This is a genomic window from Bacillus cereus group sp. BfR-BA-01383 (assembly GCF_022663495.1).
Lineage (GTDB): Bacteria > Bacillota > Bacilli > Bacillales > Bacillaceae_G > Bacillus_A > Bacillus_A cereus_AU.
In genome coordinates, this window is record NZ_JAKUFP010000010.1 from 1 (window position 1) to 13760 (window position 13760).

Consider the following 13760-nt stretch of genomic DNA (forward strand, 5'->3'; position numbering starts at 1 on the left):
CTTGTTTGTCTTGTTTGTCTTGTTTGTCTTGTTTGTCTTGTTTGTCTTGTTTGTCTTGTTTGTCTTGTTTGTCTTGTTTGTCTTGTTTGTCCTGTTTGTCTTGTTTATCTTGTTTGTCTTGTTTATCCTGCTTATCTTGTTTGTCTGGTTTACCTGGCTTACCTGGTTTACCTTGTTTGTCTTGTTTGTCCTGTTTGTCCTGTTTATCTTGTTTATCTTGTTTGTCTTGTTTGTCCTGTTTGTCTTGTTTGTCTTGTTTGTCTTGTTTGTCTTGTTTGTCCTGTTTGTCCTGTTTGTCTTGTTTATCTTGCTTGTCCTGCTTATCTTCAGTTTCTTGCTGGTCTAGCTCAAATTTGTCAGAGTCTAATTCAGAAGGCTTGTCTTTTTTAAAGCTCGTTATTCTATAAATCTTTATTTTGTTCTGTTTTCTATGTTTTGGCATAGGAATCCCCTTTCGAATTGTGTTATTTTATTCTATTTTATGTAATTTAGTAGCGTGTGCTTGGACGATAGTTAGACGAGTATCTTGAATAGGTATTTGTTTTTGATTTGAGTCGAAATATTATATTTTTCGTTATTATATTTTCACGCTTTTAAAAAAAATTAGTGTTTTTTGTTTTAAACAGAACTAGACAACTAAACACTAACCTATTTTCATACAGTTATGTGTTAAAAGCGTGTTGTTTTATAACACACTGTGTGTTTTTTGAGGGACACACTAATTGAAAGCGTTAACACACAAGGGGAATGCCCGGAAAAGCGTTGATTTTAGTGGTTTTAAAAAGTTGGCACGCTAATTGCATTAATAAATAGCGTAAAGAAAAATAAATAAACATAAATTTTTTATACTACACAAGGGGGATTTTCAAATGAATATTTTATTATGTTGCTCAGCAGGGATGTCTACAAGTTTACTAGTTACAAAAATGGAAGCGGTTGCAAAAGCTCGCGGTCTAGAAGGAAAGATTTGGGCTGTATCTGGGGATGCAGTAAAAACGAATATCGATCAAGCAGATGTATTATTACTAGGACCACAAGTTCGTTACATGCTTTCTTCAATGAAAACGCTTGCTGATGAGAGAAACGTTGGAATCGATGTTATTAATCCAATGCACTACGGCATGATGAATGGAGAAGCAGTTTTAGATCACGCATTAACACTTAAAAAATAATTAGGGGGGAAGCGAAATGCAAAAGTTTATTGCATTCATGGAGAAATATATTGTTCCTGTCGCTGGTAAAATCGGATCGCAACGTCACTTAGCTGCGATCCGTGATGGATTTATTGCAGTTATGCCACTTATTTTAGTTGGTGCACTGGCATCACTAATTAATGGTTTTCCATCTGAAGCTTTCCAAGATTTCATGAAAGGTTTGTTTGGTGAAACGTGGAAACAAGTTGGCGGTGGAATGTGGACTGGTTCTTTCGCGATTCTAGCACTAATCATAGCATTTACAACAAGTTATAACTTAGCAAAATCTTACGGCGTTGATGGTTTGTCAGCAGGTATTATTTCATTTGGTGCGTTAATTATTCTTACGCCAACAACACCGAAAGAAGGCGGATTGAACTTAGCTTGGACAGGTGCACAAGGGTTATTCGTAGCAATTATTGTGGCACTCCTTGTTACTGAGGTATTCCGTTTCTTTGTACAAAGAAATATTACTTTTAAAATGCCTGATGGAGTACCACCAGCAGTTTTAAGATCTTTCGCAGCTATAGTTCCAGCATTTGTTATCTTAACAGTAGTTGCAGGTATTCAATTAGCAGTGAAATTAGCTGGTACAAGTGTTCATGAATTTATCTTTAATACGATTCAATCACCACTGCAAAGTTTAGCAGGGACATTACCAAGTGCAATTGTCATTGTACTCCTTGTTCATCTTCTTTGGTTCTTCGGTTTACATGGTCCAAATATCGTTGGTGGTATTATTGAGCCATTATACTTACCGGCATTAGAGAAAAACATGAAGTTATTCCAAGGTGGTACATCTGCATTTGATGTTCCAAACATTATTACAAAACCATTCTTTGATACTTTTGTATATCTTGGTGGTTCTGGTGCAACATTAGCATTCTTGGTAGTGGTATTACTTGTAGCAAAAAGTGCACAACTACGTGGTGTATCGCGTCTATCAATTGGTCCAGGTGCATTCAACATTAACGAACCAGTAATCTTTGGTACACCAATTATTTTAAATCCAATTTTATTCTTACCGTTTATCCTAACACCAATTATATTAGTAATTACTTCTTATACAGCTATATCTATTGGTTGGGTACCAAAAACAGTTGTGATGATTCCATGGGCAACACCACCAATTATTAGTGGGTATCTTGTAACAGGTGGACATATTTCTGGTGCAATTCTACAGTTATTCAACTTTGTAATTGCGATGGTAATCTATTATCCATTCGTTGTATTATGCGACCGTTCTGTTGTTCGTACTGAAAAAGCAGCAGCACAAGGCAATAATAATTCTTTACCTATGTAACATAGAAATTGTTCTCACAGACAACATCGTCTGTGAGAACAATTACCTTTATATCATGTTCAAAAAGATGAAATACATCTATAAGAACACCAAACTATCATCAATAAAATAATAATTTAATAGACATGTTCAAACTGAAGGGGTATTTAAATCGGTTGAACCATAATAGAGAGGGCGGTAATTATGATGACTACAGCAGAACAAATTCCATTCCAATTGATTTTAAATAGTGGTAATGCACGAAGCTTTGCAATGGAGGCACTTCAATTTGCCAAACAGGGGAAAATGGCGGAAGCGGATGAAGCGATGGTAAAGGCGAAAGAAGCGATTAATGAAGCGCATCATTTCCAAACAGAGCTCATACAATCAGAAGCAAGAGGAGAAAAAACAGAGATTAGCGTTCTTTTAATTCATGCACAAGATCACTTAATGAATGCGATTACAGTGAAAGAATTGGCAGCAGAATTTATCGACCTTTATAAAAAGCTTGAAGCGAAAGGGGAATAAAGCATGACTGGAATTAAAATTGCTACAATCGGCGGTGGATCTAGTTATACACCAGAGTTAATTGAAGGATTTATTAAACGTTATGATGAGCTTCCTGTTCGGGAAATTTGGTTAGTAGATATTGAGGCAGGAAAAGAAAAGTTAGAAATCGTTGGTAACTTAGCGAAACGTATGGTGAAAAAATCAGGCTTACCAATCGAGGTGCACTTAACACTTGATCGCCGCGAGGCATTAAAGGATGCTGATTTCGTAACAACGCAGCTTCGCGTTGGTTTATTAGAAGCGCGTGCAAAAGATGAAGCAATTCCCTTAAAATATGATGTGATCGGTCAGGAAACGAATGGCCCTGGTGGTTTATTTAAAGCACTGAGAACGATTCCTGTTATTTTAGATATTTGTAAGGACATGGAGGAACTTTGTCCAAATGCATGGCTTATTAACTTTGCAAATCCAGCAGGTATGGTAACTGAAGCTGTACTTCGCTATACAAATATTCAAAGAGTAGTTGGTCTATGCAACGTTCCAATCGGAATTCGTATGGGTCTTGCGAGATTACTTGAAGTAGATGCAAGTCGCGTACATGTAGATTTCGCTGGTTTAAATCATATGGTATACGGACTAGATGTATACTTAGATGGCGTAAGTGTAATGGATCGTGTGTTAGAGCTTGTAACAGATCCAGAAAAGCAAATTACGATGGAAAACATTGCTGCGCTTAACTGGGAGCCAGACTTTATTCGCGGTCTTCGTGCAATTCCATGTCCATACCATCGCTACTACTACAAAACACGTGAGATGCTAGAAGAAGAGAAAGAAGCTTCGATTGAAAAAGGTACACGTGCAGAAGTAGTAAAACAATTAGAAGATGATTTATTCGAGTTATATAAAGACCCGAATTTAGATATTAAGCCACCACAATTAGAAAAACGTGGCGGAGCTTATTATAGTGACGCGGCATGTAGTTTAATTACTTCTATTTACAATAATAAAGGTGATATCCAGCCTGTTAATACACGAAACAACGGAACAATTGCAAGCTTACCACATGATTCTGCTGTTGAAGTGAACTGTATTATTACGAAAGAAGGTCCAAAACCAATTGCAGTTGGAGATTTTCCAGTACCAGTTCGCGGTTTAGTACAGCAAATTAAATCATTTGAGCGCACAACAATTGAAGCTGCTGTTACAGGGGATTATCATAAGGCGCTGCTTGCTATGACAATTAATCCACTTGTACCATCAGATAAAGTTGCAAAACAAATTTTAGATGAAATGTTAGAGGCTCATAAAGAGCATCTTCCACAATTCTTTAAAAAGATAGAGAAGTGAAAAGCGGCGCTATTTAGCCCGCTTTTTTTATTTCGATAGGAGGTATTAGGATGATTAAGTTAATTGTAAATGCAGACGATTTCGGTCTTACAGAAGGTACAAATTACGGCATTATTGATGGACATAAAAACGGGCTCGTAAATTCAACGACGATGATGATGAATATGCCAGGGACAGAGCATGCGGTAAGCTTAGCGAAAGAATATAAAACGCTAGGAGTAGGAGTGCATCTCGTATTAACGGCAGGAGAACCACTTCTTAAAGACGTTCCAACACTGGTGAGTAGAGACGGAGCATTTCATAAACAAAACGTCGTATGGGAAGGAAATATAAGTCCAGAAGAGGTAGAAAGAGAATGGACTGCTCAAATTGAGAAGTTTTTATCTTACGGATTAACACCGACTCATTTAGATAGTCATCATCATGTACATGGATTAAAGATTTTACATGATGTTCTTGAGAGATTAGCAAGTAAATATCATGTTCCGATTCGTCGTTGTGAGGAAGAGCGAGCGGTACGTCCATTTTCAGATGTGTTTTACAGTGATTTTTACGCTGAAGGTGTGGCGGAAGATTACTTTGTGAAGTTAAAAGAAAGAGTACAAGTTGAACAAACGGTAGAAATCATGGTACATCCAGCTTATATTGATCCAGAGCTTGTGAGACGTTCTTCTTATGTAATGGATCGTGTGAAAGAATTGCGCATTTTAACGGAGAGTGAGCTGCCTGAGGGAATGGAGCTTGTGAAGTTTTAATAGGGAAACGACGGTTAAATAGGGCCGTCGTTTTTTGAATTACAAAATGGAAAGAAAATATCCGCCGAAGGCACCGAGTATAACGATAACCCAAGGTGGCGCTTTCCAAAAAGCGAGTAAGCAAAAAAGAAGAGAAGCAAATACGAAATCTACAGAATTCATAATTGTACTCGTCCAAATTGGATCATAAAAAGCTGCAAGTAAAATACCGACAACGGCTGCATTTACTCCAAGTAGTGCGCCTTGTATGTAAGGTGCTTTCCTTACGCTGTCCCAAAATGGTAAAACACCAATAACGAGCAGGAAGGCAGGAAGAAAGATAGCGATTGTTGCGATTACTGCCCCGGCGGTTCCATTTAGCACTGCTCCTATATAAGAGGCAAATGTAAATAGTGGACCTGGCACCGCTTGGGTTAATCCGTATCCAGCTAGAAATTGTTCTTTTGTCATCATCCCGTTTTGTACGAACTCGCTCTCAAGAAGGGGAAGTACGACGTGTCCTCCGCCAAATACAAGTGCACCAGAGCGATAGAAGCTATCAAATAAAGAGATGAAATAAGAGAACGGCCTTAACATGGGTAGCAGTAGTAATAGCCCGAAGAATAAGACGAGACAAGAAACTGCTATCGTTTTTGAAATAGGCACTTTTATAGTTTGAGATTGGCTAATTGGTTGGTTACGATATAAAAACCAGCCGATACAGCCAGATATTATAATGAGAATGACTTGTGTCCAGCTATTTGGCCATAATAAGGCGATTGCAGCAGTGACAATAGCAATCGTTGCACGATTTCGGTCTGGTGTTAACTTTTGAGCCATTCCCCATATTGCATGTGCGACAATTGCGACTGCAACAAGTTTCAGTCCGTGAATCCAGCCGGAACTTCCAAGTTCGAACTGATTAAGGAATGAAGCAAAGAAAACTAAAACGAGCACAGATGGTAGAGTGAATCCAATCCATGAAATAATGGCTCCTAATAATCCGCCGCGTAATAACCCAATCCCCATACCGACCTGGCTACTAGCAGGTCCAGGAAGAAATTGACATAGTACTACTAAGTCGCCGTAACTTCGTTCATCTAGCCATTTTCTTTTTTTTACGTATTCGTGATGGAAGTAGCCGAGATGGGCGACAGGGCCTCCAAATGAAGTAAGTCCTAATTTAAATGATACGAGAAAAATTTCTATTAATGATTGAATAGAATAGTTGTTGTTTTTCAAAACTACCTCCTAGAATGTTGTTCTAAGTGCATTATACAAGAGGCTATAAAACAAAAGAAACGATTCTAATGTAAAGATTGTGTGAATCTTTTCTTCGTAATTAAAATTGAAAAAGTCATAAATGATTATGTCTAAACCATAAAGTAGTAGAAGTAGTGCTGGGAAATTTATATAAGGAGAATGCCTTATGACAACACACTTTTTTGCTAGGCTAATGGGGAAGAGAGAAGTACCTCCTGTAAATACAGAAGCTTTTGGGGTAGCAGAGTTTATTTTCAGTGATGATTTAACGAAGTTGCATTACAGAGTAATACTAAAAAATATAGAAAAGGTCACATCGTGTCAAATTCATTTAGGAAAATCTGCTCAAATTGGCCCTATTGTTTGCTATTTATACGGTCCGCTAGAACAGGGGATTAGTTTGAACGAGGGGAGTATTACTGGTGTTATGAATGCGGAGGATTTCGAGGGGCCTTTACAAGGGAAATCATTTGTTCATTTTCTCCAAGAAATTATTCAAGCTAATGTATATGTTAATGTTCATACGAAATCACATAAAAGGGGAGAAATAAGAGGGCGGATTAGAAAAATAAAGAAGTAAATGAAAAGGCTGTTCATTTTGGAACAGCCTTTTCTTCTTATATAAGGTGCTATTTTTAGCGATTATTGTCAGTAAATTGATATATTTTGAAAATCGCTCGTATAATTTCACTTACTACGTATTACACTATCGCTTAGTTTAATTTTTAACAGGTTGATTTTTGATGAAGAAGTCCATGACATAAAATACTTCATCATCCGGTATTTGTATTTCAAATGTATTTTCAATCGGTTGTAATGCTTTTTTCACTTTCATATACATCCAGTATTCATCTTGTCTTCTTTTCTCTTTATCTGGATGAGGGAGGAGACTTTCTCCTTTTTGAAGACGGTCAACCATACAGCTCATATGAAGAATTACCCCCATTAAACTATCAGGAGTTAGTTGTAAGGAAATTAATTCTTGAATTGTATTTAGTGCGTAACGAATTGTTTTGATAAGTAATACGCCATCGTTACGCTGCATTTGTTGTTCAAGAATATCAGCCATTTTTACATATGTTTCCTCATACGTAATTAATTCTTGAATTGGCTGGATCGCTGTGTAGTTCACAATATCTTGGAAATGATATGTTAAGCATGGTACTTGCACATCGAAATTCGTGACGATACAAATGATATTACGCTCTTTTTTTATGTTTTCAATCATTTTCGTTAAATCTTTTTCATGGATGATACTAATCGGAATAATTTCAATTAATTCTTTATCAAATCGCAAATAGTTCTCTAACATTTTTTGAATTGCTAAAGCACTTCCTTCACCAGTTAAACAAGCTGTTAAAATAACAGATTTCATTGGAGAGAGTGGCTTTTTCTTTTCTTCTTGTACGTTTAAGTAAAACGGTGTTAAATTTTTCACTGTCTCATATAGTGCGTCTAATGAATAACCGAGCTGAGCTTTTCGTGCTGCTTCCAGTGCGTGTGGTGTACTTGTCATAGAAAGAACACGTACAGGAATTTTGAACTCGGTTTCTAATATATCACCGATATAAGCGAGCGACCCCATATCAACAAGTAAGAGAAGCCCATTTACATTTTGAAGTGTTTTCATATACATTTTCACACGCTCTAAGAAATCTTTCGGTGATTCATGTAACGGCATATCAATACCGGTTACTTCTTCAATGCCGAGAAGTTCATTTGCGACGTTTGCCATTTCTGTTGCGATGCCATTACCGTGTGCTAATATTAATACTTTTACTTCTGTTTGTGAGGCAGGGATTGGATCAACAACGAAGAACATTGTTAAAAAGCCCGCTTCATCAATAGGCATTGTTATTTGTAATTCTTCCTCGAGTAGTTGAATGCATTGCATAGCTACGGAAAAAGCTTCTTTATATTTCGTACGAATTTGATTCAATTGCGGGTGGTGAATTTGTTTCCCGCTTTGTAAGCGTTGTAGAGTTGTCTGTACATGTAAACTTAAAGCGAGAAATACTTTTTCATCAAACGTCTTAGATAAATGTTTTTCAGCGAGCTCCGCGATTTTTTCACATACGGAAACGATATTGCGATCCACAATTTTAAAAACATTTTCATGACTTGTCTTTTTAGACATTTGGTTAAAATATTGTACGAAAAAGCTTTGAATATCATTTTCTATTAGTAGTTCTAATTCTTCCTCTTCAATACCGCGTGCTTGAAGTTCTTCGTATTTATAATCAATGTAATCGTAAATAGAAGAACGTTTTTCATCTTCTGTTTTATGGTTACTCCAGCCTTCATCAACTGTAAATACAAATGTTTCATTTGGTATTTGGTACAGGTGACGGCTCTTTCTTTCAATAAACAGTCCTTCCTTCATATACCAAGGTAAATCTGTACTTGAAACATAGACAGAATCACGTTTCTTTGTCACAAAATCCGAATAAGCTTTCGCACAGGCAATTTGTACATCCGTTTTTAATTGACCGATGTTATTGGGACAATTATAAAAGACGAAAGCACGCATTGCATTCGGGCTAACATGAATTTCTTTCCTTAGACGAATTGCTTCATTTGTGAAAAATAGTTGCAGTAAAGCAAAGCGTTCTTTATGTGTACGCTCACGAAGTGGTGGAAGCGTGACAGTCATCGGTATACGTCTTGTAAATGTTTTTAATAAAAATGAATTTGGTTCTTCTGTTGTTGCAGTAATGATTAATACTTGTGCCCTTCGCTCATTTTCTGTTTCTCCAAGGCGGCGGTATACCCCGCGGTCAATAAAGGTGAAAAGCATTTCTTGCCCCTCTGGAGGAAGACGATGTACTTCATCCAAGAAAAGAATCCCTTCATGTGCTTTTTCAATTAACCCTTTTTGATCACTTGCACCTGTGTAAGCTCCTTTTTTAATCCCAAATAACTGTCCAAGTAGTAACTGTGGATTGTTTGCATAATCAGCGCAGTTAAAGACGATAAATGGTGCATTTTTGGGAAGTTGTTCAACTTCAATTGCATATTCGTGCATTAAAGAAGCGAACATAGATTTTCCGACCCCTGTTTCTCCTAGCAGTAAAGTATGCATACCATTTGGAGGATAGAGAATAGAAGCTTTCGCTTTTTCAATTGCGATTTTAAGGCTTGTATTTTCAGTTGCAAATGTATCTAATGAAGTGACATCCCTTGAATGCGTTTCCAACGAAGTGTTCGTTTCTATATAAAAACGAACAGGGCGCGTATTTGTTTTTAATAAACGTTTATCTTTTACAAGTTTGTTTAAGTCGCTACTTACATTGGCACGATCTAGTTGTAGAAGGGTAGCAAGTTCTGATGCGGTTACACCTTCTGTATAATTCCCTTCTTGTATTGCGTTAAAAATGAGATCTATTCGTTTCATTTCTATTCACCTCGAAACTTCATCACTATTTAAAATTTTACACAAAAATGGGAAGGGTGGGAAGAGAAAAATAAAACAGCTTTAGTACATAAGCACTAAAGCTGTTACAACCTTGTGTCTTTCCAAAAATTCACTTCGAGATGGGAAGATGGATTATAGGGAAGAAGTTTGTATCCTTGTGATTGTAAATAATCAATTACTTTTGGAAGGATTTGTACGGTGACACTCGAATCATGCATTAAAATAACTTCAACTTGTTCATCGCTCTGATTACGCACTCTTTCTAGTATGGCAGAAGGGTTGTCATAGCTTTTCCAGTCATATGTATCAATGGTCCAATCCCACATTTTATACTCGGCTGATACAAGTGCGTCACGGTAATTCTTTTTTAAGTAAGGCATACTACCGTATGGGACACGAACGAGGTGTGTATTTAACTTTGTAATTTGCTGGACAATGTTTTGCGCTTGTTCCATTTCTGTAATTAAAGTAGAAGGATCGCCAGTGTAAAGGCGTTTTACATCGTGTGACATGCTATGAAGCCCGATATAATGTCCGTCTTTAATTAATCGCTGCATTGTCGTTTTGTAGTGCGGTACTTTTCCTCCAATAACAAAGAAAGTTGCCTTTCCGTTCTTTTCTTTTAAAATGTTTAAAATTTGCGTAGTATATTTGTTTGGTCCGTCATCAAATGTTAAGTACGCAATTTTTTTTGTAGGAGAGGTAGTTTGAGTGTTTTGGTAATCTTCTGCTTGAATGTCTGTAGTTGCTTCTGTATTAGATGATGCGTACATAGTAATAGTTAAAAATAAAATTATACATTGAAGTAATCGCTTGATCATAACATTCACCCTCAGTTTGACAATCAAGATGTAAAAAAGAAAATGTGATTCTTTTCTTATTATGTATATCTTTCTCCAATAGAGGAACTCTCAAACAATCTATATTTTGGAAATATAAAGCGAAACAATAATCAGTGGGGGTTTTGTTCATCCCCCACTAATTATTAGACCACACCAATCAGGATAAAATAAGGATAAAAAATAGCATCCTCTTCAAAGAAAGAGGATGCTATTTGAATATTTCATAATTGTAAAGGCTATACTATAATTAGTCTTCACGTTTCTTCACTTTTTTATAGAAGGAAATAATTGGTTTGTAACGTTCGTGTACAAGACCGATTACTTCAGCAATAATTTCTGTAAAGAAGATTAAAACGAAAAGAAGAATAATGGATAACCATAATGTCGCACTACTGAAAATAATAGCATTTACGCTAAAGAAAATACCAAATGCGTAAATAATTAGTACCGTTTTACGATGAGAGAATCCCATTGCAAGTAAGCGGTGATGTAAATGCGATTTATCTGGTGCTGAAATAGGTTTTTTATTGACGATACGGCGAATGATTGCAAATGTCGTATCAAATACAGGTACACCTAAAATGATAACTGGAACGATAAAACTGAATAACGTTACGCTTTTGTATAATCCAAGTAACGATATAACAGAAATACAGTATCCTAAAAATAGTGCCCCTGTATCTCCCATGAAAATCTTCGCTGGATGGAAGTTATAGAATAAAAATCCAAGTGTACTTGCAAGTGCAATTAGTGCTAGAGGTAAAATGATAGCTGTTCCAGTACCCCATGGGCTAGTGAAGGCCATATATGCTAGCGTTGCCAGTACAATAGATGAAATACCAGCAGATAATCCATCTAAGCCGTCAATTAAGTTAATTGCATTCGTAATACCTACAATCCAAAATACTGTAATTGGATAAGCAAGCCATCCAAGTTCAGTGTCCCCAAGGATTGGAATATATAATACTTGCACTAATAATCCACTTTTTACAATCATGAGGGCAACTAATAGTTGTCCACCGAATTTTACCTTCGCAGATAGTTCGTACATATCATCTAAAATCCCGATGATAACAATGATGATAGCACCTAAAGTTATCGATAGCATTCTTTGTTCGTATAATCCACCAACAACAAATCCTACAGCTACACCGATAAAAATTGCTAACCCGCCAAGACGAGGCATAATTTTTTGGTGTACTTTACGTGCGTTTGGTTTATCTGTTGCTCCTATTTTGAAAGCTAATTTAATAACTAAAGGAGTAACGACGAGTACAGTGATGAATGATGCCAAAATGGCATAAATCACTTGTGAGTCCATTAATACCCCACCTTTTATAGTTTAACGTAATTTTTCTAATTGTATTTATCTGAAAATTATGATGTTTGTTTACAGGCTCATAACATATGGTATCACAAAAAGATTAGAATTCAATCTTTTTTTCTTTTTACGGTAAATGGAAGCAGATAGAATATATGACAATTGTATACAGATTGTTGGGTCATTTAAGAATGTTACTCGTATTAGGCTTTGAAATATGACATTTCATGTTTCTCTTCGATAGTAAATACTTTTATTTCAGTATTATAAGTGTTACACGTAGAAATGAGTAAGTTCCGTGTTAAAATGTGGGAATTTATAATGCCTCATTTAATTTTACAAAAACTTTAAAAAAAATTGGAAAAGTAATTCATATAATAAAAAGAAGTAAAAGAGTTTTCTCATTTTTAATGTGAGAGGGGGAAGCACAGGGAGAATGCTGTGTATTCGTATATTTTCTACTGTATATTCCTGTGCGAAAGGGAAATGAAAATTACGATAATAGGTACCGGATACGTTGGATTGATTACAGGAGTAGGGTTGGCGATATTGGGGCATTCGGTTACGTGTTTTGATATAAATGATGAAAAAATTGAACAGATAAAACTAGGGAATTTGCCTATTTATGAAGCTGGTTTACATGAATTAATAAAGGTTGCATGTGAGAAAAATCGTTTAACTTTTACAACAAGTAGAGTACATGCATTTAACAATGCAGAGTTTATATTTATTGCAGTTGGAACACCCTCTTTATTAGATGGGACAGCGGATTTAACATATATTCAAAGTGCCTGTGATGATATTGGAACATATGCGACTAACGACATTGTTGTTGTTACGAAAAGTACGGTTCCTGTAGGGACGAATGTTGCGATGAGAGGATGGATTGAGGAGAAGTTACAAAATAGACATGCATTGCATATCGTATCGAATCCAGAATTTTTACGGGAAGGTTCAGGTGTTTACGATTTTTTTCAGGGAGACCGTATTGTAATTGGTGCGGATAATGAGGAAGTAGCGAGAAGAGTGGAGAGTTTGTATAGTGAATTACGCTTAAAAACGTATGTGACAGATATTCAAAGTGCAGAGATGATTAAATATGCGTCGAACGCTTTCTTAGCTACAAAGATTAGTTTTATTAATGAAATTTCAAATATATGTGCGAAGGTAGGCGCAAATGTATTAGATGTTGCAAAAGGGATGGGAATGGATAAGAGAATTGGTGCATCTTTTTTTAATGCTGGTATTGGATACGGGGGATCATGTTTTCCGAAAGATACGAAAGCACTTGTGCAAATTGCAGGGAATGTGGCACATGATTTTCGCTTGTTAAAAGCAGTTATTGAAGTGAATAATAAACAACAGTTGGTATTGATTGAAAAGGCGAAGAACGTAATAAATATGAACAAGAAGCGGATTGCGGTTCTTGGAGCGGCATTTAAGCCGAACACTGATGATATTAGAGAAGCACCATCTCTTATTATAATAGAGGAATTACTTAATATAGGTGCGGAGGTAGTTCTGTATGACCCGAAGGCGACTCGAAATGTGAAAAATATATTTGGAGAAACTATACAATATAGTGAATGTATAGATGAATCAATTAGAGGAGCGAGTGCGGCATTTATCGTAACGGAATGGGAGGCTATTCGGGCTTATCCGCTAGAAAAGTACGTACAACTTATGAGAGAGCCTATTTTATTTGATGGAAGAAATTGTTATACTGATGAGGATGCCAAGAGGCAAGAGATAGATTATTATTCGATTGGCAGAAAAAGTATTTGTAATCGAACTGTTTCTGTTATTCGTTAAAAAGGCATGTATCCATGCATTTTCTTATATGTCATAATAGA

Annotated in this window: 11 protein-coding genes and 1 pseudogene; 7 read left to right on the plus strand and 5 right to left on the minus strand. The window is 36.3% G+C overall.

Annotated elements, in window-relative coordinates:
* A pseudogene (locus MR065_RS11925) lies at nucleotides 1-442 on the minus strand (polyamine aminopropyltransferase); the annotation flags it as partial.
* Nucleotides 443-869: 427 nt separating this feature from the next.
* Here MR065_RS11925 and MR065_RS11930 point away from each other — a divergent pair.
* The 5 genes from MR065_RS11930 (at nucleotide 870) to chbG (ending at nucleotide 5087) form a co-directional block, all read left to right on the plus strand.
* Nucleotides 870-1172: a PTS sugar transporter subunit IIB gene (locus MR065_RS11930; RefSeq protein WP_227571913.1), complete on the plus strand. Its 303-nt coding sequence runs from the start codon at nucleotides 870-872 to the stop codon at nucleotides 1170-1172.
* 16 nt (nucleotides 1173-1188) lie between these two features.
* On the plus strand, nucleotides 1189-2496 hold the full coding sequence (celB, locus tag MR065_RS11935; protein ID WP_242213794.1) for a PTS cellobiose transporter subunit IIC: 1308 nt from the start codon (nucleotides 1189-1191) through the stop codon (nucleotides 2494-2496).
* 183 nt (nucleotides 2497-2679) lie between these two features.
* A complete protein-coding gene (locus MR065_RS11940) occupies nucleotides 2680-3003 on the plus strand; it encodes a PTS lactose/cellobiose transporter subunit IIA (protein WP_000989050.1) in 324 nt (107 codons plus the stop codon).
* Between the two features lie 3 nt (nucleotides 3004-3006).
* Nucleotides 3007-4332, plus strand: coding sequence for a 6-phospho-beta-glucosidase (gene celF, locus MR065_RS11945; protein ID WP_242213795.1), 1326 nt, complete (start codon nucleotides 3007-3009; stop codon nucleotides 4330-4332).
* A gap of 50 nt (nucleotides 4333-4382) precedes the next feature.
* Complete coding sequence (gene chbG / locus MR065_RS11950; protein ID WP_242213796.1) at nucleotides 4383-5087, plus strand: chitin disaccharide deacetylase; 705 nt, start codon at nucleotides 4383-4385, stop codon at nucleotides 5085-5087.
* A gap of 39 nt (nucleotides 5088-5126) precedes the next feature.
* Here chbG and MR065_RS11955 read toward each other — a convergent pair whose 3' ends face one another.
* Nucleotides 5127-6308, minus strand: a complete 1182-nt coding sequence (locus tag MR065_RS11955) for a chromate transporter (RefSeq protein ID WP_242213797.1) — start codon at nucleotides 6306-6308, stop codon at nucleotides 5127-5129.
* 187 nt (nucleotides 6309-6495) lie between these two features.
* Between MR065_RS11955 and exsM the strand changes: the two genes are divergently transcribed.
* Entirely contained in the window at nucleotides 6496-6909 is a 414-nt protein-coding gene (gene exsM / locus MR065_RS11960; RefSeq protein ID WP_097904121.1) for an exosporium regulatory protein ExsM, read from the plus strand.
* A gap of 138 nt (nucleotides 6910-7047) precedes the next feature.
* Here the strand turns inward: exsM and MR065_RS11965 are convergent, their stop codons facing one another.
* The 3 genes from MR065_RS11965 to MR065_RS11975 form a co-directional block, all read right to left on the minus strand.
* Nucleotides 7048-9723, minus strand: a complete 2676-nt coding sequence (locus MR065_RS11965; RefSeq protein ID WP_242213798.1) for a sigma-54-dependent transcriptional regulator — start codon at nucleotides 9721-9723, stop codon at nucleotides 7048-7050.
* Between the two features lie 104 nt (nucleotides 9724-9827).
* Complete coding sequence (locus MR065_RS11970) at nucleotides 9828-10565, minus strand: polysaccharide deacetylase family protein (protein ID WP_242213799.1); 738 nt, start codon at nucleotides 10563-10565, stop codon at nucleotides 9828-9830.
* A gap of 268 nt (nucleotides 10566-10833) precedes the next feature.
* Complete coding sequence (locus MR065_RS11975) at nucleotides 10834-11907, minus strand: glycosyltransferase family 4 protein (RefSeq protein WP_242213800.1); 1074 nt, start codon at nucleotides 11905-11907, stop codon at nucleotides 10834-10836.
* A gap of 441 nt (nucleotides 11908-12348) precedes the next feature.
* Between MR065_RS11975 and MR065_RS11980 the strand changes: the two genes are divergently transcribed.
* On the plus strand, nucleotides 12349-13719 hold the full coding sequence (locus MR065_RS11980; protein ID WP_313895159.1) for a UDP-glucose dehydrogenase family protein: 1371 nt from the start codon (nucleotides 12349-12351) through the stop codon (nucleotides 13717-13719).
* The last annotated feature ends 41 nt before the right edge of the window (nucleotides 13720-13760 follow it).

Excerpts from the sequence above, each read along its gene's own strand:
- MR065_RS11930 (WP_227571913.1), top strand. The coding sequence starts at position 870 with ATGAATATTTTATTATGTTGCTCAGCAGGGATGTCTACAAGTTTACTA.
- celB (WP_242213794.1), top strand. The coding sequence starts at position 1,189 with ATGCAAAAGTTTATTGCATTCATGGAGAAATATATTGTTCCTGTCGCT.
- MR065_RS11940 (WP_000989050.1), top strand. The coding sequence starts at position 2,680 with ATGATGACTACAGCAGAACAAATTCCATTCCAATTGATTTTAAATAGT.
- celF (WP_242213795.1), top strand. The coding sequence starts at position 3,007 with ATGACTGGAATTAAAATTGCTACAATCGGCGGTGGATCTAGTTATACA.
- chbG (WP_242213796.1), top strand. The coding sequence starts at position 4,383 with ATGATTAAGTTAATTGTAAATGCAGACGATTTCGGTCTTACAGAAGGT.
- exsM (WP_097904121.1), top strand. The coding sequence starts at position 6,496 with ATGACAACACACTTTTTTGCTAGGCTAATGGGGAAGAGAGAAGTACCT.
- MR065_RS11965 (WP_242213798.1), bottom strand. The coding sequence starts at position 9,723 with ATGAAACGAATAGATCTCATTTTTAACGCAATACAAGAAGGGAATTAT.
- MR065_RS11970 (WP_242213799.1), bottom strand. The coding sequence starts at position 10,565 with ATGATCAAGCGATTACTTCAATGTATAATTTTATTTTTAACTATTACT.
- MR065_RS11975 (WP_242213800.1), bottom strand. The coding sequence starts at position 11,907 with ATGGACTCACAAGTGATTTATGCCATTTTGGCATCATTCATCACTGTA.